Source organism: Pontiella sp. (genome assembly GCF_041622395.1).
GTDB lineage: Bacteria > Verrucomicrobiota > Kiritimatiellia > Kiritimatiellales > Pontiellaceae > Pontiella.
In genome coordinates this window covers 1-23,619 of sequence record NZ_JBFJYW010000015.1, presented here as the reverse complement: position 1 = coordinate 23,619, position 23,619 = coordinate 1, and the positions used below count along the sequence as shown (strand labels likewise).

The window sequence follows — 23,619 nt, the reverse complement described above, 5'->3', positions numbered from 1 at the left end:
GACGCGAAGAAACAAAGGACAGGTCATGGCTAATTCAAGTTTCAAGTTTCAGGTTTCAAGTTTCATCAGCGCATTGCTCCTGACATCAGGAGCACATGCGCTGGATACCGAACTCCACGGCTTCGCGGAAACGCGGGCGGGAGCGCGGACGCAAAACGATCCGTCTCAGGATCAGATGGGCTTGGGCGAAGCGCGGTTGCAGCTCGATGCGCTGACCTACTTCGACGCCGCCGAGCTGCAGGTGCGCGCCGACCTGCTCTACGACGCGTTGGCGGACGACCCGGAAAAGATCAACCTCGACAACGGCGACGGGTTCATCGACCTGCGCGAGTTCAATCTGCTGTTCACGCCGATCGACTGGGCCGACATGAAGGTCGGCCGCCAAATCCTGACGTGGGGCACGGGCGACCTGCTCTTCATCAACGACCTGTTCCCGAAGGATTGGAACTCGTTCATGCTCGGGCGCGACGAGGAATATCTGAAGGCGCCCTCGGACGCGATCTATGCCAGCTTTTTCCCGGCGATCGGCAGCATCGATGTGGCCTACATGCCGCAGATGGATGCCGACCGCTACGTGGACGGCTCGCGCCTCTCCTACTGGAGCCCGATGGCACAGGAGATTACCGGAACCGAGTTCAATGCCCGAGAACGCGACGGGTGGTTCCAGGACCACGAACTCTCGGCGCGCTTCTATCGTCCGCTGCTGAACTGGGAAGGCGCGCTCTACGGCTACCACGGCTTCTGGAAAAGCCCGGTCGGGATGGACCTGGCGGAGGGCGAGGCCTACTTCCCGCGCCTGAACGTCTGGGGCGCGAGCGCCAAGGGATCGGTCGGCAACGGCCTGGCCAACGTGGAGCTGGGCTACTACGACTCGCGCGAGCAAACCGACGCCACGCAGATGGTGCCCAACGACGAGTTCCGCTGGCTGATGGGCTACGAGCGCGAGATCGCCAAGGACCTGAACGCGGGCGTGCAGTATTATCTCGAGTGGATGATGGACCACGACGACTACGAACAGGACTACAACGCCCTCTTCGGGAGCACCGCCGCCGCGCGCGACGAGTTTCGCCACGTGCTGACGCTGCGCCTAACGAAGATGCTGATGAACCAAAACCTGGTGGTCGGTCTCTTCACCTTCTATTCGCCGTCCGACAACGATGCCTATTTCCGCCCGGTCGCGACCTATAAGGTCAACGACCATTGGACGGTCTCCGCCAACGGCAACTTTTTCGTGGGCGAACACGACCACACCTTTTTTGGGCAGATGCGCAAAAACAGCAACGTCAACCTGGGCCTCCGCTACAGCTTCTAGCTCAAGGACGCAACGGGCAGCGCACGTGCGCGGGATACCCGGGCAACTTGCGGGCAATCGCCTGCTTGAGCGCGGGGACGCCCCCCGTGCTGAACTGCGCGCTGTAGGCCCTGATTTCCTGCTGCATCACCGCCGCCTCGCCCACCTTGGCATCGACCAGCAGCATTTCCATGGCGGCGTAGAGCTCCGGGCGCACATTGGCGGTGGCGGCAACGAAGCCCGCGGCGCCTTGCTGGATCGGCTCGAAAATGTTGGTGCTGCTGCCCACGAAATAGCTGGGGGTATGCTCCATCAGTTCGAAATTCTGCGCCGAATCCTTCAGGGCCGCGTGCGGAACCGCGGCCAGAATGCGCGGCGTAAGCGCATTCCCCGCATGCTTCGGGAAATTGTAGAGAATGAACGGCACCTCGGCCGCCGCTCCGAGCGCCTTGAAATATTCAATGACGCCCGCTTCCGAAAGCCCCGCCGGATAGATCGGCGGCAGCGCGGCCACGGCATCGGCCCCGAGCTCGTTTGCCCAGCGCACCTCCTCCAGGTTTTGCTTCAGCCCAAGCCCGCCGGCGTGCGCCACGATCAGCCCCGAAAAATGGCGGCGAGCCAGCATCAATTGCGTTCTGCGCTCCTCCGGAAAAAGCGAAAAAAACTCCGCCGTCGTCCCATTCACCATGATGCGGCGAATGCCGTGGTGCGATAGATATTCCAAGTGCTCGATAAATGCGCGCCGGTCGATTTCCCCCGATTCCGCGAACGGCGTCAGCACCGGAACCACCAAACCTCTAAATGCCCTGTTCATGCCCCACACCCTAGCGGTTTCGAACGGGAGCGAAAACCAACTTTCCAATCTTTGGGATATGCTTTATATTCCAGCCAACAACGGAGGTCATCTATGAGAGGACATATCATTGCCGAAGACCAATTCCTGTATCAGGGGATCGATCACCACCTGTTCGTTACCGCCAGCGACCGGGCCGAACATGAATACCGGTTCGAAGTCCGCCGAAACGCACCCGGGGACGGCCAACCGGAAACCATCTTCGAGAAAACCGAGGATCTCTCCGAGTTGCTCAGCCAATGCCCGAACACCACCATCGACCAGCTCATCACCGCCGAGCTTCAGGCCATCAAAGTGGCGGTCACCACCGAGGAAGCCGACCGCGCCAACGACCCCTAAGTCTCGGCACCGTAACCGAATGGGGTTCCAAACACCTATCCTTTACGAACTTATATTCCCCGCGTTTATCCTCGACAGCCCGCCGGACGCTATTAAGATTCCGTGTCGTTAGGCGCGGTGTTCATGATGGATGCCGCGAAAATCGACAGGAGACGGCAATGACAGATTCACTATATGAAAGACTCGGTGGCACGGAGGGAATCACCCGCATCGCCAGCGATGCGCTGGACAAGCATCTGGCCAATCCGCAGATCCAAGCTCGCTACAAGCACCTCGACAATCTCGAGGCGGTGCGCCAAGGCGCTGCCAACTTCTTCATCCAGGCCACGGGCGGCCCCGAGGTCTACGAAGGCAAAAACATGCTCGAAACCCATAAGGGCATGAACATCGACGCGGCGGAATTCATGGCCGTCTGCGACGACATACTCGATTCGTTGACTGCCAACGACATTGGACAACGCGAGCAGGAAGAAGTGCTCTTCGCCCTATACAGCATGCGCCGCGAAATTATTGGTGTTTAATCATCCATCCGCGCAATTCCATGAGTTAGAAAACGAAAACCCGGAGTTCCTTGCGGCGGCTCCGGGTTTTGGTTCGTAGAACGGTGCTCTGCGCCGTTTACGGTAGGACGGTGTCGCCCATCAGGTAGGTGTCTACCTCGCGGGCGGCGCCGCGGCCTTCGTTGATGGCCCAGACGATGAGCGACTGCCCGCGGCGGGAGTCGCCCGCGGCAAAGACGCCGTCGACGTTGGTCGTGTAGATTTCGTGGTCGGCCTTGTAGTTGGAACGCGCGTCGCGTTCGACGCCGAGCTGTTCCGCGACCGGATCTTCCGGACCGAGGAAGCCCATCGCCAGCAGAACCAGATCCGCTTCCGTGCGCTTTTCGGTTCCCGGAATGGCTTTCGGCGCGCGGTCGACCCACTCGACTTCAACCGTGTGGATGGCCACCAGGTTGCCGTCGGCATCGCCCTCGAATTTCTGGGTCATGACCGAGAAATTGCGCGGATCTTCGCCCTGCAGTTTGATGGCTTCCTGCTGGCCGTAGTCGGTCTTCAGGTTGGCGGGCCACTGCGGCCAGGGGTTGGAGGAACGGTTGCGGTCGGCTTCGGGTTTCGGAAGGATCTCGAGCTGGGTCACCTTCTCGCATCCATGGCGGAGCGAGGTTCCAACGCAGTCGGTACCGGTGTCGCCGCCGCCGATGACGATTACTTTCTTCCCCTTGGCGGAGATGTAGTTGCCGTCTTCGAGCTTGCTGTCGAGCAGGCTTTTCGTGTTGGCGCCGAGGAACTCCATGGCGAAATAAACCCCCTTGAGGTCGCGGCCTTCGACGGGAAGGTCGCGCGGCTTGGTGGCGCCCGTGGTGAGCACGATGGCGTCGTATTGCCTTTTCAGCTCGTCGGCCGGGATATCCTTGCCGACTTCGATGCCCGTCTTGAACTCGATGCCTTCGGCGGCGAGAATGTCGACGCGGCGCTGCACAACGGCCTTGTCGAGTTTCATGTTCGGGATGCCGTACATCAGCAGGCCGCCGATGCGGTCGGCGCGCTCGTAGACGGTCACGTTGTGTCCGGCCTTGTTGAGCTGCGCGGCGCAGGCGAGCCCCGCTGGACCGGAACCGACGACGGCGACCTTCTTGCCGGTGCGGACTTCGGGCGGCTCGGGGACCACCCAGCCGTTTTCAAACCCCTTGTCGATGATGGTGCGTTCGTTGTCGTGGATCGTTACCGCAGGCTCGATGATGCCGAGCACGCAACCGGCTTCGCACGGAGCCGGGCAGACGCGGCCGGTGAACTCCGGGAAGTTGTTGGTGTGGTGCAGGCGGTCGAGCGCCTCTTTCCAGCGGTTGCGGTAGATCAGATCGTTCCACTCGGGGATGAGGTTGTTGATCGGGCATCCGCTGGCGCCGCCCTGCATCATCACCCCGCGGTGGCAAAAGGGTACGCCGCAGTCCATGCAGCGGGCGCCCTGCTCGCGGCAGGTCTGCTCATCGCGGAGCACATACACTTCATCCCAATCCTTGACGCGTTCCTCTTCGGGGCGCATCGGGTTGGTGGTCCTTACAAATTCCAAAAATCCAGTTGGCTTTCCCATGATAAAAACTCCTTCCGGCTAACGATTAGGCAATCGACAATTCAAACGCGGCATCAACGATTTCCTCTTCGGTATCGAAGTTGCCGGAAGCACGAACCTCTTCGATGAATTCGAGCATGCGTTTGTAGTCTTTCGGCAGCACCTTCACGAATTTCTCCAGCGACTGCTCCCAATTTTCCAGCAAGCCGGCCGCGACGGTCGATCCGGTCTTGAGCTGGTGCGTGGCAACCATTTCCTTGAGCGCTGCCACTTCGGCGATGGCATGCACCTTCTCGAGGCCAATCATCTCCATGTTGCACCGATCGGCAAAATCGCCGTCCGCGTCGTAGACATAGGCGATCCCGCCCGACATACCCGCGCCAAAGTTGCGGCCGGTCTTGCCGAGGATGATCGCCTTGCCGCCGGTCATGTATTCGCAACCATGGTCGCCGATCCCTTCGACCACCACTTCCGCGCCGGAGTTGCGAACGCAGAAGCGTTCGCCCGCCACGCCGCGGATGTAGGCCTTGCCGCCGGTCGCCCCATAGAAGCAGACGTTGCCGACCAGGATGTTCTCTTCCGCAACGAACTTCGCGAGCTTGTTCGGGTAGATGACCAGCTGGCCGCCCGAAAGGCCTTTGCCGACATAGTCGTTGGCGTCGCCTTCGAGCTCCAGCTCGATGCCTTTGCACATGAACGCGCCCATCGACTGTCCGATCGAGCCATTGAGCTTGAAGTGGATGGTGCCGTCGGGCAGCCCCTGGTCCTTGTAGATCTTGGTCACCTCATGCGAGAGGATGGTGCCGATGGCGCGGTCGGTGTTGACCACGTCGAATTCCGCTTCGACCTTTTGCGCGTTTTCGAGCGCGGGCTTGGCGGCATCGACCAGTTTCCAGTCGAGCACGCTTTCGAGCATGTGGTTCTGGTCCTTGGAATGGAACGTACCCTCCTCTTGGCCGATCGTTTCCTTGTGGAGGATGGGCGAGAGATCCAGGTTTTTGTATTTCCAATGGTCGACGTTGTCGCGGAACTTGAGGCACTGCGAGTTGCCGACCATCTCGTTGATGGAGCGGAAGCCCAGCTCGGCCATGATTTCGCGCAGCCCCTCGACGAGGAACTTGAAGAAGTTGACCACGTGGTCGGGGTTGCCGTCGAACTTCGCGCGCAGTTCGCCGCGCTGGGTGGCGATGCCGACCGGGCAGGTGTTGCTGTGGCATTTGCGCATCATGATGCAGCCCTGCACCACCAGCGCCGCCGTCGCCACGCCCCATTCCTCCGCGCCGAGCAACGTGGCAATCGCGAGGTCGCGCGAGGTCTTCATCTGGCCGTCGGCCTGGACCACGATGCGGTTGCGCAGGCGGTTGCGGACGAGCGTCTGGTGGGTTTCGGACAGGCCGAGTTCCCACGGCAGGCCGGCGTGTTTGATGGAGCTGAGCGGCGAGGCGCCCGTCCCCCCGTCGTAACCGGCAATGAGGACCGCATCGGCCTTGGCCTTGCAGACCCCGGCGGCCACGGTTCCAACGCCGGTTTCCGACACCAGCTTCACATTGATGCGCGCATCGCGGTTGGCGTTCTTCAGGTCGTAGATCAGCTGGGCCAAGTCTTCGATCGAATAGATGTCGTGGTGGGGCGGCGGGGAGATCAAGCCCACGCCCGGCGTGGAATTGCGGGTGCGGCCGATCCAGCCGTTGACCTTGTGGCCCGGCAGCTGGCCGCCTTCGCCGGGCTTGGCGCCCTGGGCCATCTTGATCTGGATTTCCTTGGCCTGGCTGAGGTAGTAGCTGTTGACGCCGAAACGGCCGGACGCCACCTGCTTGGTCGCCGAGCTCATGCTGTCGCCGTTTTCAAGCGGCGTGTAGCGAATCGGATCCTCGCCGCCTTCGCCGGAGTTGGAGCGCGAGCCGATGCGGTTCATTGCAATGGCGAGCGTCGTGTGGGCTTCCCACGAAATGGAGCCGAACGACATGGCACCGGTGGCGAAGCGCTTGAGGATGTTTTCGGCCGGTTCGACCTCGGAAAGCGGGATCGGCTGGCGGTCGGAGGCGAATTCCATCAGACCGCGCAGGGTGCAGGCCGCGGTGTTCTGGTCGTCGACCGCGGCGCAGTATTTCTTGTAGAGCGCGTAGTCGTTGTTGCGGGTGCATTCCTGCAGCAGGTTGATGACCGTCGGGTTGAAGAGATGGCGTTCGCCATCCTTGCGCCAGTGGTAGTCGCCGCCGGGATCGAGCACCTTGGCGCCGCCGCCGCGCGGCGGGAAGCCCTTGCGGTGCTTCATCAAGGCTTCCTTGGCGATGTCGTCGAGGCTGAGGCCTTCGATGCGGCTGACGGTTCCGGTGAAGTATTTTTCGACCACATCGGAGTTGATGCCGACGATCTCGAAGATCTGCGCGCCTTGGTAGGAGGCGAGGGTGGAAATCCCCATCTTGGAGAAGATCTTGAGCAGTCCGCCGTTGATGGCCTTGATGTAGTTCTGGATCGCCTTGGTGGACGAGATGCCGTTGAGCAGGTCGTCTTTTTCCATTTGGCGAATGGTGTCGAGCGCCATGTAGGGATTCACCGCGGAAGCGCCGTAGCCGAGGATGGCGGCGAAGTGGTGGACTTCGCGCACATCGCCGACTTCCATCACGATGTCGGCCTTGCCGCGCTTGCCGGCGCGGATGAGGTAGTGGTGCACGGCCGCCGCCGCCAGCACGGAAGGAATCGGCGCATGGTCGGAGTTGGTCGTGAAGTCGGAAAGCAGGATGGTGGAGTAGCCTTCGTCGATGGCGTCCTCGGCATAGCGGCAGACGCGGTCGAGCGTGCGCTCGAGCGTGCCGGGCATGCCGTTGGCCGGGAAGACGATTTCCAGGCGCTTGGTCTGGAAATGGTTTTGGTCCATGAAGATGAGCTTTTCGAGCTCCTCGTTGGTCAGCACCGGTTGCTTGATGGCCACGCGGCGGCAATGCTCCGGCGACTCGGTCAGGATGTTCTTGAAGCCGCCCACGTAGGTGCGCAGGTCCATGACGATGCGTTCGCGGATCGGATCGATCGGCGGGTTGGTGACCTGTGCGAAGAGCTGCTTGAAATAGTGCGACAGCTGGACCGGGCGGTCGGACAGCACGGCAATCGGGTTGTCGGCCCCCATCGATCCGAGCGGTTCCTTGCCTTCGACCGCCATCGGCTTGATGATGTCGGTGATGTCCTCGTAGGAGAATCCGAAGGTCTGCTGGCGACGGAAAAGCGTCTGTTCGCTGGGCTGCTTGAGCTCGTAGTCGGCGCGCGACGGCAGATCCTTGAGATGAACCATCGTCTGCTTGACCCATTCGCCGTAGGGCTGGCGCGAGCAGATATCGGCCTTGAGCTCCTCGTCCGAAATAATGCGTCCCTGCTCCAGGTCGGCCACGAACATTTTGCCGGGCTGGAGGCGGCCGCGGAACTTGACCTTGGTGTGGTCGACGTTGATGGCGCCGGTTTCGGACGCCATGATCAGGGTGTCGTCCTCCGTAACGCAATAGCGCGACGGGCGCAGCCCGTTGCGGTCGAGGGTTGCGCCCACGAGCACGCCGTCGGTGAAGCAGACGGATGCGGGGCCGTCCCACGGCTCCATCATGGCGGAATGGAATTCGTAGAAGGCGCGTTTGACGGGATCCATCTCCTCGTCGTTCTGCCACGCTTCGGGAATCAGCATCATCAGCACGTGCGGCAGCGAGCGCCCGCTGAGGACGAGCATTTCGATGGCCATGTCGAGGTTGGCGGAGTCGGAGGCCTTGACATCGCAGATCGGGAAGATCATCTCGAGTTCTTCGCGGGAGAAGGCGGTGCAGGTGAGCAGCACTTCGCGAGCGCGCATCCAGTTGATGTTGCCCTTGTTGGTGTTGATTTCGCCGTTGTGCGCGATGTAGCGGAACGGCTGGGCCAGCTTCCAGGAGGGGAAGGTGTTGGTGGAGAAGCGCGAATGCACCAGCGCGATGGCGCTGACGGCGGACTCGTTCTGCAGGTCGAGGAAGTAGCGGGGGACCTGCTCGGTGACCAGCTGCCCCTTGTAGTTGATGGTCTTGTAGGAGCAGGAGATGATGTTCAGCCCGCCCGGGCCGATGCCCGAAACGGTTTCGTTCGCGATGCGCTCGGTGTATTTGCGGAAGACGAAAAGCTTGCGGTCGAACTTTTCGACCGACATGCCGGCGGGCTTCCCGATAAAGATCTGCTGGACGCTCGGTTCCGTGGCGGCGGAGTCGCGGCCCAGGTCGGAATTATCTACGGGCACGACACGGTACCCGAGCAAGGGCATCCCCATTTTCCGGAGGTTGCGTTCAATGATCTCCTTGCATTCGGCCTGCTTGACCTCGTCGCGCGGGAAAAAGGTCATGCCGACGCCGTATTCGCCGAACTTGGGCAGCTTGATGCCGGCCTTGGGGCATTCTTCGAGGAAAAGTTCGTGCGGGATCTGGAACAGGATGCCGGCCCCGTCGCCGGACTTGATGTCGAACCCGGTACCGCCGCGGTGCTCCATGCAGGAGAGCATGCCGAGGGCATCCGAAATGATGGAGTGCTTTTTGCGGCCTTTCAGGTTGGCGACGAAGCCGATGCCGCAACTGGTGTGCTCGAAATCGGAACGGTACATGCCTTTTCCTTCGGGCATTCCGAACGCGTTCAGCTTCTCTTCCTTATAAGGGGTCGTTTTTTTGTCCATAAAAAAACCTCGATATGTGGTTCAGATAAAATAGCGGGGTAATTTGCCTAGGCAGGCCGCTCAAGTCAATCCCTCAACGCGTCTAAATAGGGAGTCGTTAAGGAATTCCAATGATTGGGCCACGCTTAGGCCCGCCCGGCACCCCGGTCGCCAATCCCCGGAAAATCCGGTCGGGATTCCCTGCCATTGGCGGCGAGAACCTCGTCGAACAAGTCGGGCGCAATGGGCCGTCCGTTTTGGGTCAGGACGCCCGTGACCTGCGCCGCAACGATGGGCTTGCCGTCGGCTTTCCGGAAGATGGCCTGATCGAAAACGAAGCGAAGGCGGCCCTGCTTGTGCATGCCGACCTTGACGACGAATGCGTCGCGCGGCTGGAGCGGAAACTTGTAGTCGATCTCGATGCGGGTGACGACGGCGTCGATGCCGTCGGCGCAGAGTTGGGCGAAATCGAGCCCGATCGCGTGGAGGAATTCGTGGCGGGCGTGTTCGAGGTAGTTTTGGTAGACGGCGTTGTTGACGATGCCCTGCAGGTCGCACTCGTAGTCGCGCACCATCATTTCGGTTTCGAACAGGTACTCCATCAAGCATCGCCCTTCATTTTACGGCTTTGGCTGAGGGTCGAGCGGTAGAAGCGGCTGAGCTTTTTGTCGTGGTCGCGCTTTTCCAGGGCGGACTGCTCATGGAAGGCAGCCTCTTTCATGAGGCGGACATAGTTGTTGTAGCGCGCTTCGGCAATCTGGCCGCGTTCGACGGCGGCGATGACGGCGCAACCCTTGGTCAAGACGTGGGAGCAATCGTTGAACTTGCATTGGGCGGAAAGCGCGAGGATGTCGTCGAAGGTTTCATCGATCCCTTCGTTGACGTCGAGGTTGCCGAGCTCGCGCATGCCCGGGGTATCGACGACGTGCGCGCCGTTATCGAGGGTGATCAGTTCGCGCCACGTGGTGGAATGCAGCCCCTTTCCGTCCTTGTCGCGCACGGGCAAGGTGAAGAGGTAGTCCTCTTCGCCCAGCAGGTTGTTGAGCAGGGAGGTTTTGCCGACCCCGGACGTGCCGATGACGCAATAGGTCTTTTTCGGTTCGAACAGCGCCATCACCTCATCCAGCCCGTCGCGATCGACGTTGCTGAAGGTAAACACGCGGATGCCGGGCATGCGCTCTTCGACCTCGGCGATTTTGACGGCAAGTTCCTCGGGCTTGAGCAAATCGGACTTGCTCAGCAGCACGACGGGCTCGATGCCGCTTTCGTTGACCATCACCAAATAGCGCTCAAGCCGCTTGAGGTTGTAGCCCGGCCCGAGCGTCTGCATGATGAACGCGACGTCGATGTTTGCGGCGATGAGCTGATGCCGGGTGGTGCGGCCGGAGCTCTTTCGCTTCAGCTCCGATTGGCGGTCGAGCACGCGGACGATCCGCCCGAAGCCCTCGCCTTCGAAATCCTTCACCAGCACCCAGTCGCCGACGGTGGGATAGTCGAGCTTGGAGGTGGCCTGGTGGCGCATGCGCCCGGTCATTTTGGCGGCATGGGTTTCTTCGCCGTCGGAGACCTCGCACTCGCCTTTGTGGATGGCCGTGACACGCGCCACGGTCTGACCCGACTCCGTTTCCGGGTCGATCTGTGCGGCAAACCATTCGCTATAACCAAATTCCTCGAGCGTCATTCAGGCATTCCTTTTCCAAACCGGGAAAAGCAATAGCACGGACGGAACCGCCGATGAATGCAAATGTTCACGAAATCCGTTCGACACGAAACGCAGTTCCTATGCATGGTGCGGCACCAGCTCAACAACGACATCGTCGCCATAGTATGCCTTGGCCTTGCGAGCCAACCGCAGGAGCACATCTTCGATCGTGTCGCCCGCTTCCGGCTCCAGGCCGGGCAGGCAACCTCTGTAATGCGCGGCCCCATCCTCCCGGATGTAGCCCTCGGTAAGTTGCATTCCGTCAACCGGATGGACGACCACCTCTTCCTTCATGGAATATTTCATCATAATCACCTTCCTCACAAGGAGATATAATACCACCTGAGAATCGACGGACAACCTTTTTCAGCATCAAATTCTCGGGTAGCCGCTGCCGGGAAACAACTGCGCCTTCTTGATGATTTTCGGCACCAGCCCGATGGTCGCGAGCAACAGCAGAATCATGAAGGCGAAGGCGAGAAGCAGGGAATCGTAGGCCGTGAATTCGCGGCCCAGCATCTGCCATTTCGGCGAGAGAATCCCCCACGCAATCGACCGCGAAACAAACATGCCGGAGGCGGCGGCCCCCAGACTGAACAGCGTCATGCAGACGGAGGTTGAAAGCGAGCGGTTGCTTGCGGGGATCAATCCGAGCATCTCGGATGTGGTGGCGATGCCCTTCGTGCCCTGCAGCAAACTAAAGAAGAACGCGCAGAGGCCGGCGTGGATCGTGAGCGGCCACGGGACCCAGTGGCGCGCCAGCATCCCGAGCAGGACGACGGCATAGGAGACATGCGCCAACAAAAAAACGATCCGCGTTCCCAGCCGGTCGACCAGCGGCCCGCCGATGACATTGCCCGCCACGCTACCGGCCAGGAAGAAGGTTCCCATCAGCGTGATCTGGGCGGGAGAAAACCCGAAAACGTCCTTTTGCATCAGCCCGAAAACAATCGGAACGCCGGAGGTAAAGAGCGTGATCAGAAGGATATAGCCATTGAATTGCCCGTACCCGCGGATCTGGAACACGGAAACCAACGACTGCCAGAACGATTGCCGCGGTTTGACTTCGTCGTGCTCCTTCTCCAATTCGGGGATCCGGGAATAGGTAAAATAGCGAATCGCCTGGGCCACCACCGCAATGCCGACAATTGCCTGGAAAACCGCCATGGCATGGGACATTCCGAGCGCCTTCGCGATCAACAGCGAAAAGACGATGGTAACGGTCTGGAACGTCACGCGCAGGCGGCCGAAAAAACGACCGCGGATCTCTTTGGGAATGATGGGGCTGAGCAGCGCAAACCAGCTCGCGCCCTGCAGACTGCCGCCGATGGAACCCACAATGATCGATCCCGCAATGACGGCCCACGCCGCCCCCGGGCCGAACCATCCCGCCGCAAAGGTCAGGGCCAAGCCGCCCACCACGAGCACCTGCCCGATCAGCGCCAGCCTCATTTTTCCCTTCCGATCCGCCAAATAGGCAAACGGCAGCATCAGCAACGCCCCTACCAACGAAGGCAAACCCGCAATCAAAAACGCAATGGAGGAACTGCTGATGCCCAATTCCGTGAAATAGTTCAGGAAAAAACCGTTCTGGAAAAAGGACGACGAAAGCATTCCCAGGCACTGGGTAACGATGATGATGTTGAAGGCCTTGTTTCTCTGTTGATCCGTAAGCATCGGCCCATGTTGTCGGCAACGGAATCCCCATGCAAGCCCGTTTGGAACCAATGAAGCGCCAAGCGGCCCTTCTTTCTGGCGCAATGCCCTTCGAGCCGATTCGGGTTGGCGCATCGCCGCCGATCCCCTACTGTGATCGGCATGGAAGCAGGACTTTATATTGTTGGAACCCCCATCGGCAACCTTGGGGATCTCTCGTTCAGGGCGCTCGAAACGCTGAAAGAAGCCGACCTGATCGTGGCCGAGGACACCCGCCACTCGCGGCGGCTGACGGATCGCTACGAAATCGCCACCCATCTGATGAGCTGCCACAAGTTCAACGAAAAACAGCGGGCGGACCAGATCGTCGAGCGCATCCAGCAGGGCCAGGCCGTGGCGATGATCACCGACTCGGGCATGCCGTGCATCTCCGATCCGGGATCCCGCGTGGTCCTGCTTTGCCATGAAGCCGGCATCCCGATCACCTCCGTACCGGGACCGGCCGCCGTCACCACCGCCGTGGCGCTCAGCGGGTTCGGCGAAAAGGGGTTCATTTTCGCGGGTTTTTTGCCGCACAAGAGCGGCGGCCGCAAACGGGACCTGGAAAAGTGGAAAGAGGCCGATCTACCCGTGGTTTTCTACGAATCCCCGTACCGCCTGCTCAAGTTGCTCGGCGAGATCCAGGAGCACCTCGGCGCCGAGCGCACCGTTTTCGTCGGCCGCGAACTGACCAAAAAATTCGAAGAGCTCTCCACCGGAACCCCGGCGGAAATCCTAGCCCGGTACGAGGGACGCACGGTAAAGGGCGAGTGCGTGGTGATCGTTCAGCCGGCACACTAGGGCCGTTTGGCACTTTTTGCTACTATTCGCGTTGATCTCGGTTCGGTCGGTGCTACTATCCGTGTCAGTTCGGGTAATTTTCGAGGGGTTCATTAATGGGTTCGGGCAATAACGACAACCTAACGGCAGCGTATATTGACAAGACCGTCGTCATACGGGTGGAAGGACGCGGCTCCTTCAAAGTCAGTCCGCCGATGAAACAATTCATCCATCAGGTGATGGATTCGCATTCGGCAACCCGCATCTGGATCGACATGTCGGACTGCACGGGCATGGACAGCACCTTCATGGGCGTCGTCGCCGGGCTGGCCTGCCTCATCAAGAGCAAGCCGGACTGCAGCTTCAAGCTCATCAACCTATCCGAAAAAAACAAGAAGCTCTTGGTCACGCTCGGCGTGGATCGCGTGGTGGACTATTCGATGTCGCCGACGACCGAGGAAACGGATGTGATGGCCCAACAGGCCACCGGCACCCAAACGCTGGAGGCCGACTTCGCCAACAAGCTCGACTCCGCCAAGACAACGCTTGAAGCCCACGAAACCCTCGTCGACATCAATCCGGAAAACTTCAACAAATTCAAATCCGTCCTCGAGTTTCTCCAAGACGATGTCCGCAATCTAAGCAACAAGTAGGCGACCGATGCATGGTTTTCTACTTTGGTTAACCATCTTCCTCGACCTCCTTCTGCCGTCGATCATCGGCATAATCCTCTTCAACAGCCACCGCCGCCGCGTCAAACTCCGCCACGAGCGCGACATTCTGGTGCAGGAAAAGGAGGTCGCCCTCGGGTTCGTGCACAATGTCGGGGAAGTCTTCGCCGACTCCGAAACCGTGGACATGGACAGCCTGCTGAACCGGGTGCTGCACTATGCCGTCCGCACCTGCCGGGCGGGCTCGGGCGCCATCTACCTCGTCAACACGCGCACTTCGCGGCTGGAAGCCCGGTCGGTCTCGGGGGTGTTCCCGCCCCCGTTCGAGATCGACCTCAACCACATCGACCTGCAACAAAACGCCTCCATCCATCTATCGACCCTCGTCAAGAACACCCCGATTCCCCTCGGCAAGGGGCTCATTGGCGAAGCCGCGGTGCTGGGCAACTCCATTCTCGTCGAGGACGCGGAACTGGATTCGCGCGTCCCGCAACTGCCGGTCGCGTTCCTCCGGATCCGAACCATGCTCCTGGTGCCGATGCGCTTCGGGAACCACACGATCGGCATCATGACGCTCGTCAACCGAACCAACGGCGGCCAGTTTGCCCAGGCCGACCTCAACCTGGCGCAGGCGCTGGCCGCCCAGGCCTCGGTGCCGATCCACTATGCCGGCCTCCAGGAAGCCCTGGAAGAAAAACGGGAACTCGACCGCGGCATCCAGATTGCCCAACAGATCCAGAACTCCCTGCTCCCGCAGGTCGTGCCCACGTTCGATACGGTCGATCTCGCCGCCTTCAACCTTCCCGCCATGGAAATCGGCGGCGACTACTACGACTTCATCGCCATCGATGAAAAGCACATCGGCCTCGCCATTGCCGACGTCAGCGGCAAAGGCATCGGCGGGGCCCTCATGATGGCCGTATGCCGCAGCGTGTTGCGCGTCAACGCGGCAAACGTCTACGATCCCGCCGGCATGCTCTGCTCGCTCAACCGCACCTTGAGCAACAACTTGGCCGAAGACATGTTCATCACCATGCTCTACATGGTGCTCAATCTGGAAACCAACCAGTTGAGCTATGCCCGCGCCGGCCACGAAGCCCCCATTGTCGTCCGCAACGGCGAGCCCAAAGCCGTACAGGCCGAAACCGCCGGCATCGCCATCGGGCTGGTCGACAACGAAACCTTCGGCGAAGTGATCGAAACGAAGAACCTTTTCTTGAAACCCGGCGACCTGGTGGTGAGCTACACCGATGGCATAACCGAGGCCATGAACGCCGGCGGCGACGAATGGGGCATCGGGAACCTTTGCAACGCCATTGAATCAATGGCCGATGCCTCGGCACCGGAACTGCTGGCCAATATCCACCGCCATGTGCTGGCCTTCACGGGAAACAACCGGCAGTCGGACGACATGACGATGCTCGCCATCAAGATCCGCTAGCCATTGAGCCGCCGCCACCCGGCGGTCTTGAAATAGGGCAGCGAACGGTGGCTCCGGGAATCCATTCCCTCGAATGCCGTGTTCAGCAACATCAACGGGTCGCCATGGGAAACGAGAATGATTTGCCTTCCGGAATGGGCCTCCTCCATCGCCTCGACGACCGCCCACATCCGCTCGCGCACCGAATTGGTGCTTTCCGCTCCGTTGAAAACCCGATCGGGATCGTAGGCATCCTTCTTCCAGGCCAGGGAATAGTTTTCGTGGGAAGCCCCTTCCCAAGCGCCGAAAAAGCGTTCGCGCAGCCGCGTATCGAAAACGACCGGCGCCGCCCCCAGCACCTCGCGGATGATTTCCGCGGTCTCCGCCGTGCGCTTGAAATCCGAAGAGACGATCAGCGCATCCGAATCGAACTCGCCGGCGGAGGAGATGCTCTCGCGCACCTGGTGCCGGCCGTTCTCGGACAGGCCATACTTCACCGTGCCAACCGCCGGATCGCTGACGATGATCCCCTCGACGTTGGCAAGGCTCTCCCCGTGGCGAAAGGCATAGTATCTGTTTTTCAGCGGCTTCACGGGGCCAATAAACCGGAAGCGGGCTCCGACTTCAACCCCCTTGCGGGCACAAAAAAACCCCTCCGCATCCGGAGAGGTTTTTGTTGCGAATGTCGTCGCGCCTTATTTCGTGGCGCCGCATTCGGCTTTCTTGGCGCAACATTCCTTCTTGCAACCTTCGGCGCACTTCTTGGCATCGGCCTGCTTTTCCTTCGAACAGGACGCGCATTCGGCTTTCTTTTCGGCCTTCTTGGCGGTGCATCCACATCCGTCGCACGCATAGGCGGCGGTTCCGGCCATCATCAGTACGACTGCGGCAATACTCATCATTTTCTTCATGTTGGCACTCCTATAGGTTAATTGTTTCCAACTGAGGTTAACGACCCATCCAATCGGAGAACGTTCAATATAGTACCAATAAAATCATGTTTGTCACGTATAACTTAGCCGCATGTCGCGCGCGGCCTTCACCTCGTCGAGCCGTCCAACGGGGGTGGTTACCGGGGCCTGGTGCAATTTTTCGGGGTCGGTCTTGGCCAGCTCGAACAGCTCTTCCATCACCTCCACGAAGTGATCGAGCGTGTCGCGATCCTCGCTTTCGGTCGGTTCGACCATGATTGCCTCGGAGACATTGAGCGGGAAATAGACGGTCGGCGGGTGGATGCCGCGATCGATCATGCCCTTGGCCAAATCCAGCGTGTGGAGGCCGTATTGCTTGAGTACGTCGCCGGAATAGACGAATTCGTGCATGCAGCGCCCCTTGTATTCCACGCCGAAGAGCGGGCGGAGCTTTTCCTGGAGATAGTTGGCGTTGAGCACGGCGCGGTTGCTGGTGCCCAGCATGCCGTCGCGTCCCAGCGACAAAATATAGGCGTAGGCCCGCGCGATGATGCCGAAGTTGCCATAGAACGGGGCAATGTAGCCGATGCTCTTGGGCTCGTCATAGTTCAGCGCATAGGTGCCGTCCCTGGTTTTCTCGACGCGCGAAATCGGCAGGAACGGCCGCAGTTTTTCGACCACGCCGACCGGGCCCGCGCCGGGCCCGCCCCCGCCGTGCGGGGTCGCGAACGACTTGTGCAGGTTCAGGTGGCAGATGTCGAAGCCCATCTCGCCGGGACGGTAGCGGCCCATGATGGCGTTGAAGTTGGCGCCGTCGTAATACATCAGCCCATCGACCTCGTGCACCGCGTCGCAGATGTCCTTGATGCGTGGATTGAAGCGGCCGAGCGTATTGGGGCTCGTGAGCATCACGCCCGCCGTCTTTTCGTTGAGCGCCCCCATAAAGAGGTCGAAATCCATCACGCCGTTTTTATCGGAGGGGACGGTGACCACCTTGTAGCCCGCAACGCGCGCGCTGGCCGGGTTGGTGCCGTGGGCCGAATCGGGAATGATGATGTGGTCCTTGTCCGCATTTCCGCGGTCCTTGTGGTAGGCCGCCATCATCATCACGCCCGTCATCTCGCCGTGCGCACCCGCCATCGGCTGGAGCGTGAATTCCGCCAGGCCGGTCGCCTCGGAAAGCAGCCGCTCGGTGTTGTAAAGGATTTCCAGCGACCCCTGCGTCAGGAGCCCCCCGCCGCGCAGCTGCGGCCAGAGCGGATGCATTCCGGTCAGCGCCGGGAGATTGGCCGCCGCCTCGCACGCCTTCGGGTTGTATTTCATCGTGCAGGAACCCAGCGGATAGAAATGGGTGTCGACCGAAAAGTTCAGGCGCGACAGCGCCGTGAAGTGGCGCACCACCTCCGCTTCCGAAACCTCCGGCAGCCCGGCGGGCTTGCTCCGCAGGTATTTCGACGGAATCTCCTCCGTCGCGGAAATCCGGATCGAAGTCATTTGAACCCCGGGGCGCCCCGGCGACGATTTTTCATAGATCAGTTTCATTTTAGTCATCCTTAATTCGTAATTGGTGCTTCCCGCAAGGCATTACCCGTTACGCGTGGCTGATGGCGCTCTCGAGTTTGGCGACGAGGATATCGATTTCCTCCTTGGTGCGCTTTTCGGTGAAGGCGAGCAGAAGGACGTTCTCCATGCCTTCGTAGTAGCGGCCGACGGGGAAGCCGGCGGCGATGCCCTGATCGACGAGGGCGCTGACGACTTCCGTTGCATTTTTCGGCAATCGCACGGCGAACTCGTTGAAGAAGCGGCGGTTGAAGGCCGGCTCGACCCCGTCGATCGCGATGATTTTTTGGTAGGCGTAGGAGGCGCGGTCCATGCAGTCGCGACCGACTTCGAGGAAGCCCTCGCGCCCGACGAGCGAGAGATAGATGATGGCGCGCAACGCGCAGAGCTGGACGTTGGAACAGATGTTGGACATCGCCTTTTCGCGGCGGATGTGCTGCTCGCGCGCCTGGAGGGTGAGCACATAGCCGCGCCGGCCGGCTGCGTCGCAGGTTTCGCCGACGATACGGCCGGGCATCTTGCGAACAAACTCCTTCTTGGTGGCCATGAAGCCGAGGTAGGGGCCGCCGAAGTTGAGCGGCAACCCGAGGCTCTGCCCTTCGCCGGTGACGATGTCGGCCCCCATGGCGCCGGGGGTTTCGACGTGCGAGAGCGCCATCGGATAGGCCGACATGATGGCCAGCGCCTTCACCTCGTGGATCTTTTCGATCAGATCGGTCAGGTTGTCCAGACAGCCGAAAAAGTTGGGGTTCTGCAACACGACGGCACCCACGGAGTCGTCGAGCGCCTCGAGATGCGCGCCGCGGTCGGCCACGCCGTCGCCGGACAGCGGAATTTCCTGATAGTCGACCGACAGGTTTTGCGTGTAGCAGCGGAGCATTTTGCGGTAGATCGGGCTGACGCCTTCATCGACGAGCACCTTGTTGCGGCGCGTTTGGCGCAGGGCCATCATGATGCCCTCGATCAATGCGGTTCCGCCATCGAACAGCGAGGCATTGGCGACTTCCATGTCGGTCAGGCGGCAGATGGCGGTCTGGTATTCGAAGGCGGCCTGCAAGGTGCCCTGCGAGGCCTCGGGCTGGTAGGGCGTGTAGGCGGTGTAGAACTCGCCGCGGCTGGAAAGCGCGTCGACGGCCGCCGGAATGTAGTGGTCGTAGAACCCGGCTCCGCAGAAATTCACGAGATTGGTCGTGTTTTTCGAGGCGATCTTGCGGATGTGCTGCATCATCTCCATTTCGGAGAGGCCTTCGGGAATATTGAGCCCCCCGCACTGGAGGTCGTCGGGAATCGCGGCGAACAGATCGTCGAAATCGGCAATGCCCAGTGTTTCGAACATAGCCTTCTGATCCTGCTCGCTCGTTGCGCAAAACGGTGTCTTTTTCATATCAACTGCCTTTTATTCGACAAAACGATTACGGATAAGACGACGGCGTCATCCACCTGATCCCGAAATATTTTGTCGGTGATTATTGTATTAAACTATCCTCGTGCGGAACCGTGTTTGTAAAAGGGGAGGTCGACGACTTCGGCGGGGAAGCGCTTGTTGCGGATCTCGACCTGGAGTTCGCGGCCGAGCTCGGCGTATTCGGGTTTGACGAAGGCCATGGCGACGGCAACGTCGAGGCTGGGGGCGACGGAGCCGCTGGTGACTTCGCCGACCGCGGTCTCTTCGACGTAGATCTTGTCGTGCTCGCGGGCGGCGCGCTTGGAGGCGAACTTGAGGCCCACCAGCAGGAATTCGGGATCGGCGAGATCGGCGGCGACGTTTGGTTTGCCGATGAAATCCTTCTCCAGATAGATGAACATGCCGCGCGAGGTGGCCGCCGGGGTGCGGGAATCGGACAGTTCGTGCCCGTAGAGGGAGTAGCCCATTTCAAGGCGGAGCGTGTCGCGCGCCCCCAGGCCGCCGGGCGCGCAGAGGTCGTGCGCCACCAGCCGGTCCCAGAGCGCGAGCGCTTCTTCGTTGGGCAGATAGATTTCGTAGCCCCACTCCCCGGTGTAGCCGGTGCGGCTGATCAGGTTGCCGTTGTCGAGGGTCGCGAAACGGAAGTAACCGAGCTCAGGCACCCCGCCCAGCACGTCTTCGAGCACTTTGCGCGATTCGGGGCCCTGTACATCGAGCTTGGCCGTTTCGGCCGAGAGGTCGACAAATCGGGTGGTTTCCGAAATTCGGCTTTTAATCCATTCGGCGTCTTTTTCGGCAGTGCCGGCGTTTACGACGAGCATGAAGCGATCGTCGGCCATGCGGTAGGCGGTGAGATCGTCGATGGTGCCGCCATCGTCGTTGAGCATGAAGCCGTAGCGGACCTGGCCGACGGCGAGCGAGCCGAGGCGGCAGGTGAGCAGCCGCTCGAGATCCGCCAGGGCGGTCGGGCCGGACAGCTCGAATTCGCCCATGTGGCAAATATCGAAGACGGAGGCCTTCGTGCGGGTTTGGGCATGTTCGTCCAGAATGCCTTTGTATTGAATGGGCATGTCCCATCCGCCGAATTCGCCCATGCGGGCGCCGAGTTCGATATGCCGAGTATATAGTGGTGTTGTTTTCATGATATTGTAGACAATGTATCATTCGGCCGGGCGCAACAACCCGATTCTTCCTCTTTTTACGCAGGCCCCCGGATTTCCTCGTCGCGCACCTGCCGGGCGGGCCCACGAAAGCCGCCCCCGCAATCATCGCGGGAAAAAAAACAGCCGAATCAACCCGCCCGAAGTAAACCGAGCGCGAAACTTGTCCCGTTTCGGTCCTATTTGTCAACCCAACAGAATCACAACGAATGCTTTCCCTTGGACGGCAAAGTATTTACAACGTGACGGAGCATCCTAGGAGGAAAGAAGCTACGCCATGCAAACACGAACCATCAACGCCTCGGCAGTCGCATGCACCCCCGAACGGATCCGGGCATCCATCCCCGGAGCCGGTCCGCCGGCTGAAAATGTTCCGGCGAAGGGGACTCCCGCGGCATGAATAAGCAGCAACTCCTCTTCGGGCTGGCCTGCGTAACGTATGCAGTTGCGGCGTTTGTCCTATTCCCCCGGTTCAACAGCAATGTTTTATTCGGGTCCGTCGTCCTGCTTGCTGCCGGCAGCTGGCTCTACGGGCGAACCATCGGGCTGTTGCTACTCTTGCCCACACTGACCCACCAATTCCTGATCTACCAACACTTTGCAAACAGCTACGTATATTACACCGACCGGATTGCAGGCACCGCCCTCCTCGTCACGGTCGTGTTCATTGTCGGCACACAGCGGAACAACCTGAGAGCCATTCAGGAAACAACCAACTGGCTGGATGAAACCGTGGCCAAGCGCAACGCCACGCTCGAAAAAATGACGCGCCGGCTGATTCAGCGCGCCGAGGCCAGGCGAACCGCGCACGGGCGGGATTTGCACGACAGCATCGGTCAGCAGCTGACGGGCATCCAGCTCTATGCCACCTCGCTCTCGGAACAACTCAATGCCGACCACAACCCAGGCGCCGCACCGGCCCATTCCTTGACGACCCGGGCGCGAACCGTTCACAACAACATTCGGCAGACCGCCCGGTTGCTCTTTCCGGTCCAGCTCGAGACAATCGGCCTTCATTCCGCACTGGACGAGCTGGAGGCCTGCATCCAAACATTGCGCAATACCCGGATTTCGATCAAAATCGAGGGCGACCTGGCATCGCTTCCCCCGAACAAGGCCCTCCAAATCTACCGCATTTGCCAGGAAACCGCGTTGCTGATTACCCAGGAATGCGTGCCGCAAACGATCGACATGGCCTTGAAACACGATTCGGACCGGATCGATATCCAAGTGGCCCACGACGGCCCCCCCTTGGCGGGTGCCATCGGGGACTCCCTGGAGGCACAGTTGATCAAGTATCGCTTGAACATGCTCGCCGGCCACATCGACGGCTTGCCTTCGCAACATTGGCGCTCGGCATTCCACTTCGGTATCCCCCTGGAAACGGAGGGGCACGCAACATGAAAAGAAAAGACCGAATGCTGCTGATTGCCGCTTGGGCATCCTACATTGCCTTCAGCTATCTCCTATTTCCAACACTCAGCATCACGGTGTTCCTCGCCTCCATCCCGCTCACCCTGCTGGCCGGCTGGCTGGCCGGCAACCGCGGCGTTATCACGACAACCTTGCTATGCATTCCCTACCACTTCGCCGTTTTAACCTTGGTCCACAGCGGGGGAGATATCCTCCACGAGGCCTTCAATCCTCTCGGACTTGGCCTGCAATTGCTTTTCGGCCACGGCGCCGTTCTGTTCAAGAGTACCCGCGACCGCAAGATCCGCCTCAACAATTCGCTCGAGGAGCTGATCGAAGAACGGACCCGTAACCTGAGCGACTTGACCCGGCACCTGATCGCGGCCGAAGAACAGGAGTATTCCAACATTCTCAAGGTTCTGCTCGAAGCCCCGCTGAGCGAACTCAAAACCATGCGCGGCATCGGCAAGCAACTGGCCGAACACCTCGAATCCACGGGCCATGCGCTGGCTCCGCAGGGAACCAACCTGGTCGGCGCAATCGAAACCTGCATTAACGACCTGATGATGCTCGAACACCTTGCCGTTCCGGGGACGGGCGCGCCGATCGAACTCGCACCCTCCATCCGCGCGCTCTCGGCGCAGCTCACCTATCTTTCCGGCGTCGAGGTCGAATGCGTTTCCGCAGCAAGCAACGCGGTGCTCGACCCGGAAACAACCCACCACCTTTGGCAGATCGTCCACGAAGCGGTCTCCAACGCGATCCAGCACGCCAAACCATCGCGGATCGAAATCGGCATCGAAGAAAACCACGATACCACCATCCTCTTCATCGAAAACAACGGCACCCCGTTCGGAAACCACGAAAGCGACGGCATCGGATTGCCCATCATGAACTACCGGGCCGCCAAAATCGGCGCCCGCCTCCGCATCGCTTCCCTGCCCAACCAAAAAACCCGCGTTGAATGTACCCTCCGCAAAACCAAGGCTTAAGACTTTCTTCGCGACCTAAAAAGCAATAGAACACGCGATTATGAATTCATTGATCCTCGCCGCAATCGCCGCCGCGCTCTACATCGTGGCCTACCACACCTATGGCCGCTTCCTCGCCCGCCGGATCTTCAAGGTCGATCCCGCCGCCAAGTGCCCGAGCAAAACCCACCACGATGGAATCGACTTCGTGGCCACCGACAAGACGGTGCTGTTCGGCCACCACTTCACCTCGATCGCCGGAACGGGCCCGATCGTCGGCCCCGCCATCGCCATCATCTGGGGCTGGGTTCCGGCACTCGTCTGGGTGTTGCTCGGCTCGATCTTCATGGGCGCCGTCCACGACTTCGGTTCGATGATGATCTCGCTGCGCCACGAAGGGCGCTCGATCGGCGATATCGCGGGCGACGTCGTCAACCCGCGCGTCAAATCGCTCTTCATGCTGATTATCTTTTTCGCGCTCTGGCTGGTGGTGGCCATCTTCGGCGTGGTGATCGCCGCCGTTTTCAGTATTTTTCCGGCCTCGGTGATACCCGTGTGGCTCCAGCTGCCCATCGCCGTCTGGCTCGGATTCATGGTCTATAAACGCGGCAAGTCGCACATCGCGTACGGCCTCATTGCGACCGTCCTCATGTACGCAACCATCGTGGCCGGGGCGTGGCTGCCGATCACCCTCCAAGGCTTCGGCGGCCTCTCCGACGTCGGCATTTGG

At 60.4% G+C, this 23,619-nt stretch carries 21 protein-coding genes; 9 read left to right on the top strand and 12 right to left on the bottom strand.

Annotated elements, in window-relative coordinates:
* Nucleotides 1-25: 25 nt before the first annotated feature.
* Nucleotides 26-1,312 carry a hypothetical protein gene (locus tag ABYO54_RS01790; RefSeq protein ID WP_372806303.1) on the top strand — a complete coding sequence of 429 codons (1,287 nt, stop codon included), beginning with the start codon at nucleotides 26-28 and terminating at the stop codon, nucleotides 1,310-1,312.
* A gap of 1 nt (nucleotide 1,313) precedes the next feature.
* On the opposite strand, the gene ABYO54_RS01785 is transcribed toward ABYO54_RS01790, so the two are convergent.
* Nucleotides 1,314-2,105 carry a dihydrodipicolinate synthase family protein gene (locus ABYO54_RS01785; protein ID WP_372806301.1) on the bottom strand — a complete coding sequence of 264 codons (792 nt, stop codon included), beginning with the start codon at nucleotides 2,103-2,105 and terminating at the stop codon, nucleotides 1,314-1,316.
* 93 nt (nucleotides 2,106-2,198) lie between these two features.
* Here ABYO54_RS01785 and ABYO54_RS01780 point away from each other — a divergent pair, with 93 nt between their 5' ends.
* A complete protein-coding gene (locus ABYO54_RS01780) occupies nucleotides 2,199-2,483 on the top strand; it encodes a hypothetical protein (protein ID WP_372806299.1) in 285 nt (94 codons plus the stop codon).
* Between the two features lie 158 nt (nucleotides 2,484-2,641).
* A complete protein-coding gene (locus ABYO54_RS01775; protein WP_372806297.1) occupies nucleotides 2,642-3,004 on the top strand; it encodes a group 1 truncated hemoglobin in 363 nt (120 codons plus the stop codon).
* Nucleotides 3,005-3,101: 97 nt separating this feature from the next.
* On the opposite strand, the gene ABYO54_RS01770 is transcribed toward ABYO54_RS01775, so the two are convergent.
* From ABYO54_RS01770 to ABYO54_RS01745, 6 genes are all read right to left on the bottom strand, one after another.
* Nucleotides 3,102-4,574 (bottom strand): glutamate synthase subunit beta, encoded by a 1,473-nt coding sequence (locus ABYO54_RS01770; RefSeq protein WP_372806295.1) that lies wholly within the window; start codon nucleotides 4,572-4,574, stop codon nucleotides 3,102-3,104.
* Nucleotides 4,575-4,599: 25 nt separating this feature from the next.
* Nucleotides 4,600-9,171, bottom strand: a complete 4,572-nt coding sequence (gene gltB, locus ABYO54_RS01765; protein WP_372806307.1) for a glutamate synthase large subunit — start codon at nucleotides 9,169-9,171, stop codon at nucleotides 4,600-4,602.
* 176 nt (nucleotides 9,172-9,347) lie between these two features.
* On the bottom strand, nucleotides 9,348-9,803 hold the full coding sequence (locus ABYO54_RS01760; RefSeq protein WP_372806305.1) for an acyl-CoA thioesterase: 456 nt from the start codon (nucleotides 9,801-9,803) through the stop codon (nucleotides 9,348-9,350).
* On the bottom strand, nucleotides 9,803-10,882 hold the full coding sequence (gene rsgA / locus ABYO54_RS01755; RefSeq protein ID WP_372806294.1) for a ribosome small subunit-dependent GTPase A: 1,080 nt from the start codon (nucleotides 10,880-10,882) through the stop codon (nucleotides 9,803-9,805). The genes ABYO54_RS01760 and rsgA overlap by 1 nt, the downstream gene beginning before the upstream one ends.
* Nucleotides 10,883-10,981: 99 nt before the next feature.
* The gene (locus ABYO54_RS01750; protein ID WP_372806292.1) at nucleotides 10,982-11,212 is read right to left on the bottom strand and encodes a hypothetical protein; all 231 of its coding nucleotides are present in this window, start codon (nucleotides 11,210-11,212) and stop codon (nucleotides 10,982-10,984) included.
* A gap of 63 nt (nucleotides 11,213-11,275) precedes the next feature.
* Entirely contained in the window at nucleotides 11,276-12,580 is a 1,305-nt protein-coding gene (locus tag ABYO54_RS01745) for an MFS transporter (protein WP_372806290.1), read from the bottom strand.
* 141 nt (nucleotides 12,581-12,721) lie between these two features.
* Here ABYO54_RS01745 and rsmI point away from each other — a divergent pair, with 141 nt between their 5' ends.
* The 3 genes from rsmI (at nucleotide 12,722) to ABYO54_RS01730 (ending at nucleotide 15,490) form a co-directional block, all read left to right on the top strand.
* Nucleotides 12,722-13,399, top strand: coding sequence for a 16S rRNA (cytidine(1402)-2'-O)-methyltransferase (gene rsmI / locus ABYO54_RS01740; RefSeq protein WP_372806288.1), 678 nt, complete (start codon nucleotides 12,722-12,724; stop codon nucleotides 13,397-13,399).
* Nucleotides 13,400-13,494: 95 nt separating this feature from the next.
* Complete coding sequence (locus tag ABYO54_RS01735) at nucleotides 13,495-14,031, top strand: STAS domain-containing protein (RefSeq protein WP_372806286.1); 537 nt, start codon at nucleotides 13,495-13,497, stop codon at nucleotides 14,029-14,031.
* A 7-nt stretch (nucleotides 14,032-14,038) separates the two neighbouring features.
* On the top strand, nucleotides 14,039-15,490 hold the full coding sequence (locus ABYO54_RS01730) for a PP2C family protein-serine/threonine phosphatase (RefSeq protein WP_372806284.1): 1,452 nt from the start codon (nucleotides 14,039-14,041) through the stop codon (nucleotides 15,488-15,490).
* On the opposite strand, the gene ABYO54_RS01725 is transcribed toward ABYO54_RS01730, so the two are convergent.
* The 5 genes from ABYO54_RS01725 to gcvT form a co-directional block, all read right to left on the bottom strand.
* Nucleotides 15,487-16,062 (bottom strand): histidine phosphatase family protein, encoded by a 576-nt coding sequence (locus tag ABYO54_RS01725; protein ID WP_372806282.1) that lies wholly within the window; start codon nucleotides 16,060-16,062, stop codon nucleotides 15,487-15,489. The two genes, ABYO54_RS01730 and ABYO54_RS01725, sit on opposite strands and share 4 nt — an antisense overlap.
* 102 nt (nucleotides 16,063-16,164) lie before the next feature.
* On the bottom strand, nucleotides 16,165-16,380 hold the full coding sequence (locus tag ABYO54_RS01720; protein WP_372806281.1) for a hypothetical protein: 216 nt from the start codon (nucleotides 16,378-16,380) through the stop codon (nucleotides 16,165-16,167).
* Between the two features lie 93 nt (nucleotides 16,381-16,473).
* Nucleotides 16,474-17,922, bottom strand: coding sequence for an aminomethyl-transferring glycine dehydrogenase subunit GcvPB (gcvPB, locus tag ABYO54_RS01715; protein WP_372806279.1), 1,449 nt, complete (start codon nucleotides 17,920-17,922; stop codon nucleotides 16,474-16,476).
* Nucleotides 17,923-17,971: 49 nt separating this feature from the next.
* Complete coding sequence (gene gcvPA, locus ABYO54_RS01710; protein WP_372806277.1) at nucleotides 17,972-19,324, bottom strand: aminomethyl-transferring glycine dehydrogenase subunit GcvPA; 1,353 nt, start codon at nucleotides 19,322-19,324, stop codon at nucleotides 17,972-17,974.
* Between the two features lie 95 nt (nucleotides 19,325-19,419).
* The gene (gcvT, locus tag ABYO54_RS01705) at nucleotides 19,420-20,487 is read right to left on the bottom strand and encodes a glycine cleavage system aminomethyltransferase GcvT (protein ID WP_372806275.1); all 1,068 of its coding nucleotides are present in this window, start codon (nucleotides 20,485-20,487) and stop codon (nucleotides 19,420-19,422) included.
* 414 nt (nucleotides 20,488-20,901) lie between these two features.
* Here gcvT and ABYO54_RS01700 point away from each other — a divergent pair, with 414 nt between their 5' ends.
* The 3 genes from ABYO54_RS01700 to ABYO54_RS01690 all read left to right on the top strand — a co-directional run.
* Nucleotides 20,902-21,909: a sensor histidine kinase gene (locus ABYO54_RS01700; protein ID WP_372806273.1), complete on the top strand. Its 1,008-nt coding sequence runs from the start codon at nucleotides 20,902-20,904 to the stop codon at nucleotides 21,907-21,909.
* Nucleotides 21,906-22,910: a sensor histidine kinase gene (locus tag ABYO54_RS01695; RefSeq protein WP_372806271.1), complete on the top strand. Its 1,005-nt coding sequence runs from the start codon at nucleotides 21,906-21,908 to the stop codon at nucleotides 22,908-22,910. Before ABYO54_RS01700 ends, ABYO54_RS01695 begins: the two co-directional genes overlap by 4 nt.
* A gap of 40 nt (nucleotides 22,911-22,950) precedes the next feature.
* A partial coding sequence (locus ABYO54_RS01690; protein ID WP_372806269.1) for a carbon starvation CstA family protein occupies nucleotides 22,951-23,619 on the top strand: 669 nt, incomplete at its 3' end.

Bases quoted from the DNA above. Each gene is read 5' to 3' on its own strand.
- ABYO54_RS01745 (WP_372806290.1), bottom strand. From the start codon at position 12,580: ATGCTTACGGATCAACAGAGAAACAAGGCCTTCAACATCATCATCGTT.
- ABYO54_RS01770 (WP_372806295.1), bottom strand. From the start codon at position 4,574: ATGGGAAAGCCAACTGGATTTTTGGAATTTGTAAGGACCACCAACCCG.
- ABYO54_RS01735 (WP_372806286.1), top strand. From the start codon at position 13,495: ATGGGTTCGGGCAATAACGACAACCTAACGGCAGCGTATATTGACAAG.
- gcvT (WP_372806275.1), bottom strand. From the start codon at position 20,487: ATGAAAACAACACCACTATATACTCGGCATATCGAACTCGGCGCCCGC.
- gltB (WP_372806307.1), bottom strand. From the start codon at position 9,171: ATGCCCGAAGGAAAAGGCATGTACCGTTCCGATTTCGAGCACACCAGT.
- ABYO54_RS01760 (WP_372806305.1), bottom strand. From the start codon at position 9,803: ATGGAGTACCTGTTCGAAACCGAAATGATGGTGCGCGACTACGAGTGC.
- ABYO54_RS01700 (WP_372806273.1), top strand. From the start codon at position 20,902: ATGAATAAGCAGCAACTCCTCTTCGGGCTGGCCTGCGTAACGTATGCA.
- ABYO54_RS01785 (WP_372806301.1), bottom strand. From the start codon at position 2,105: ATGAACAGGGCATTTAGAGGTTTGGTGGTTCCGGTGCTGACGCCGTTC.
- ABYO54_RS01775 (WP_372806297.1), top strand. From the start codon at position 2,642: ATGACAGATTCACTATATGAAAGACTCGGTGGCACGGAGGGAATCACC.
- ABYO54_RS01695 (WP_372806271.1), top strand. From the start codon at position 21,906: ATGAAAAGAAAAGACCGAATGCTGCTGATTGCCGCTTGGGCATCCTAC.
- ABYO54_RS01750 (WP_372806292.1), bottom strand. From the start codon at position 11,212: ATGATGAAATATTCCATGAAGGAAGAGGTGGTCGTCCATCCGGTTGAC.
- ABYO54_RS01780 (WP_372806299.1), top strand. From the start codon at position 2,199: ATGAGAGGACATATCATTGCCGAAGACCAATTCCTGTATCAGGGGATC.
- gcvPB (WP_372806279.1), bottom strand. From the start codon at position 17,922: ATGAAACTGATCTATGAAAAATCGTCGCCGGGGCGCCCCGGGGTTCAA.
- ABYO54_RS01720 (WP_372806281.1), bottom strand. From the start codon at position 16,380: ATGAAGAAAATGATGAGTATTGCCGCAGTCGTACTGATGATGGCCGGA.
- rsmI (WP_372806288.1), top strand. From the start codon at position 12,722: ATGGAAGCAGGACTTTATATTGTTGGAACCCCCATCGGCAACCTTGGG.
- ABYO54_RS01790 (WP_372806303.1), top strand. From the start codon at position 26: ATGGCTAATTCAAGTTTCAAGTTTCAGGTTTCAAGTTTCATCAGCGCA.
- gcvPA (WP_372806277.1), bottom strand. From the start codon at position 19,324: ATGAAAAAGACACCGTTTTGCGCAACGAGCGAGCAGGATCAGAAGGCT.
- rsgA (WP_372806294.1), bottom strand. From the start codon at position 10,882: ATGACGCTCGAGGAATTTGGTTATAGCGAATGGTTTGCCGCACAGATC.
- ABYO54_RS01730 (WP_372806284.1), top strand. From the start codon at position 14,039: ATGCATGGTTTTCTACTTTGGTTAACCATCTTCCTCGACCTCCTTCTG.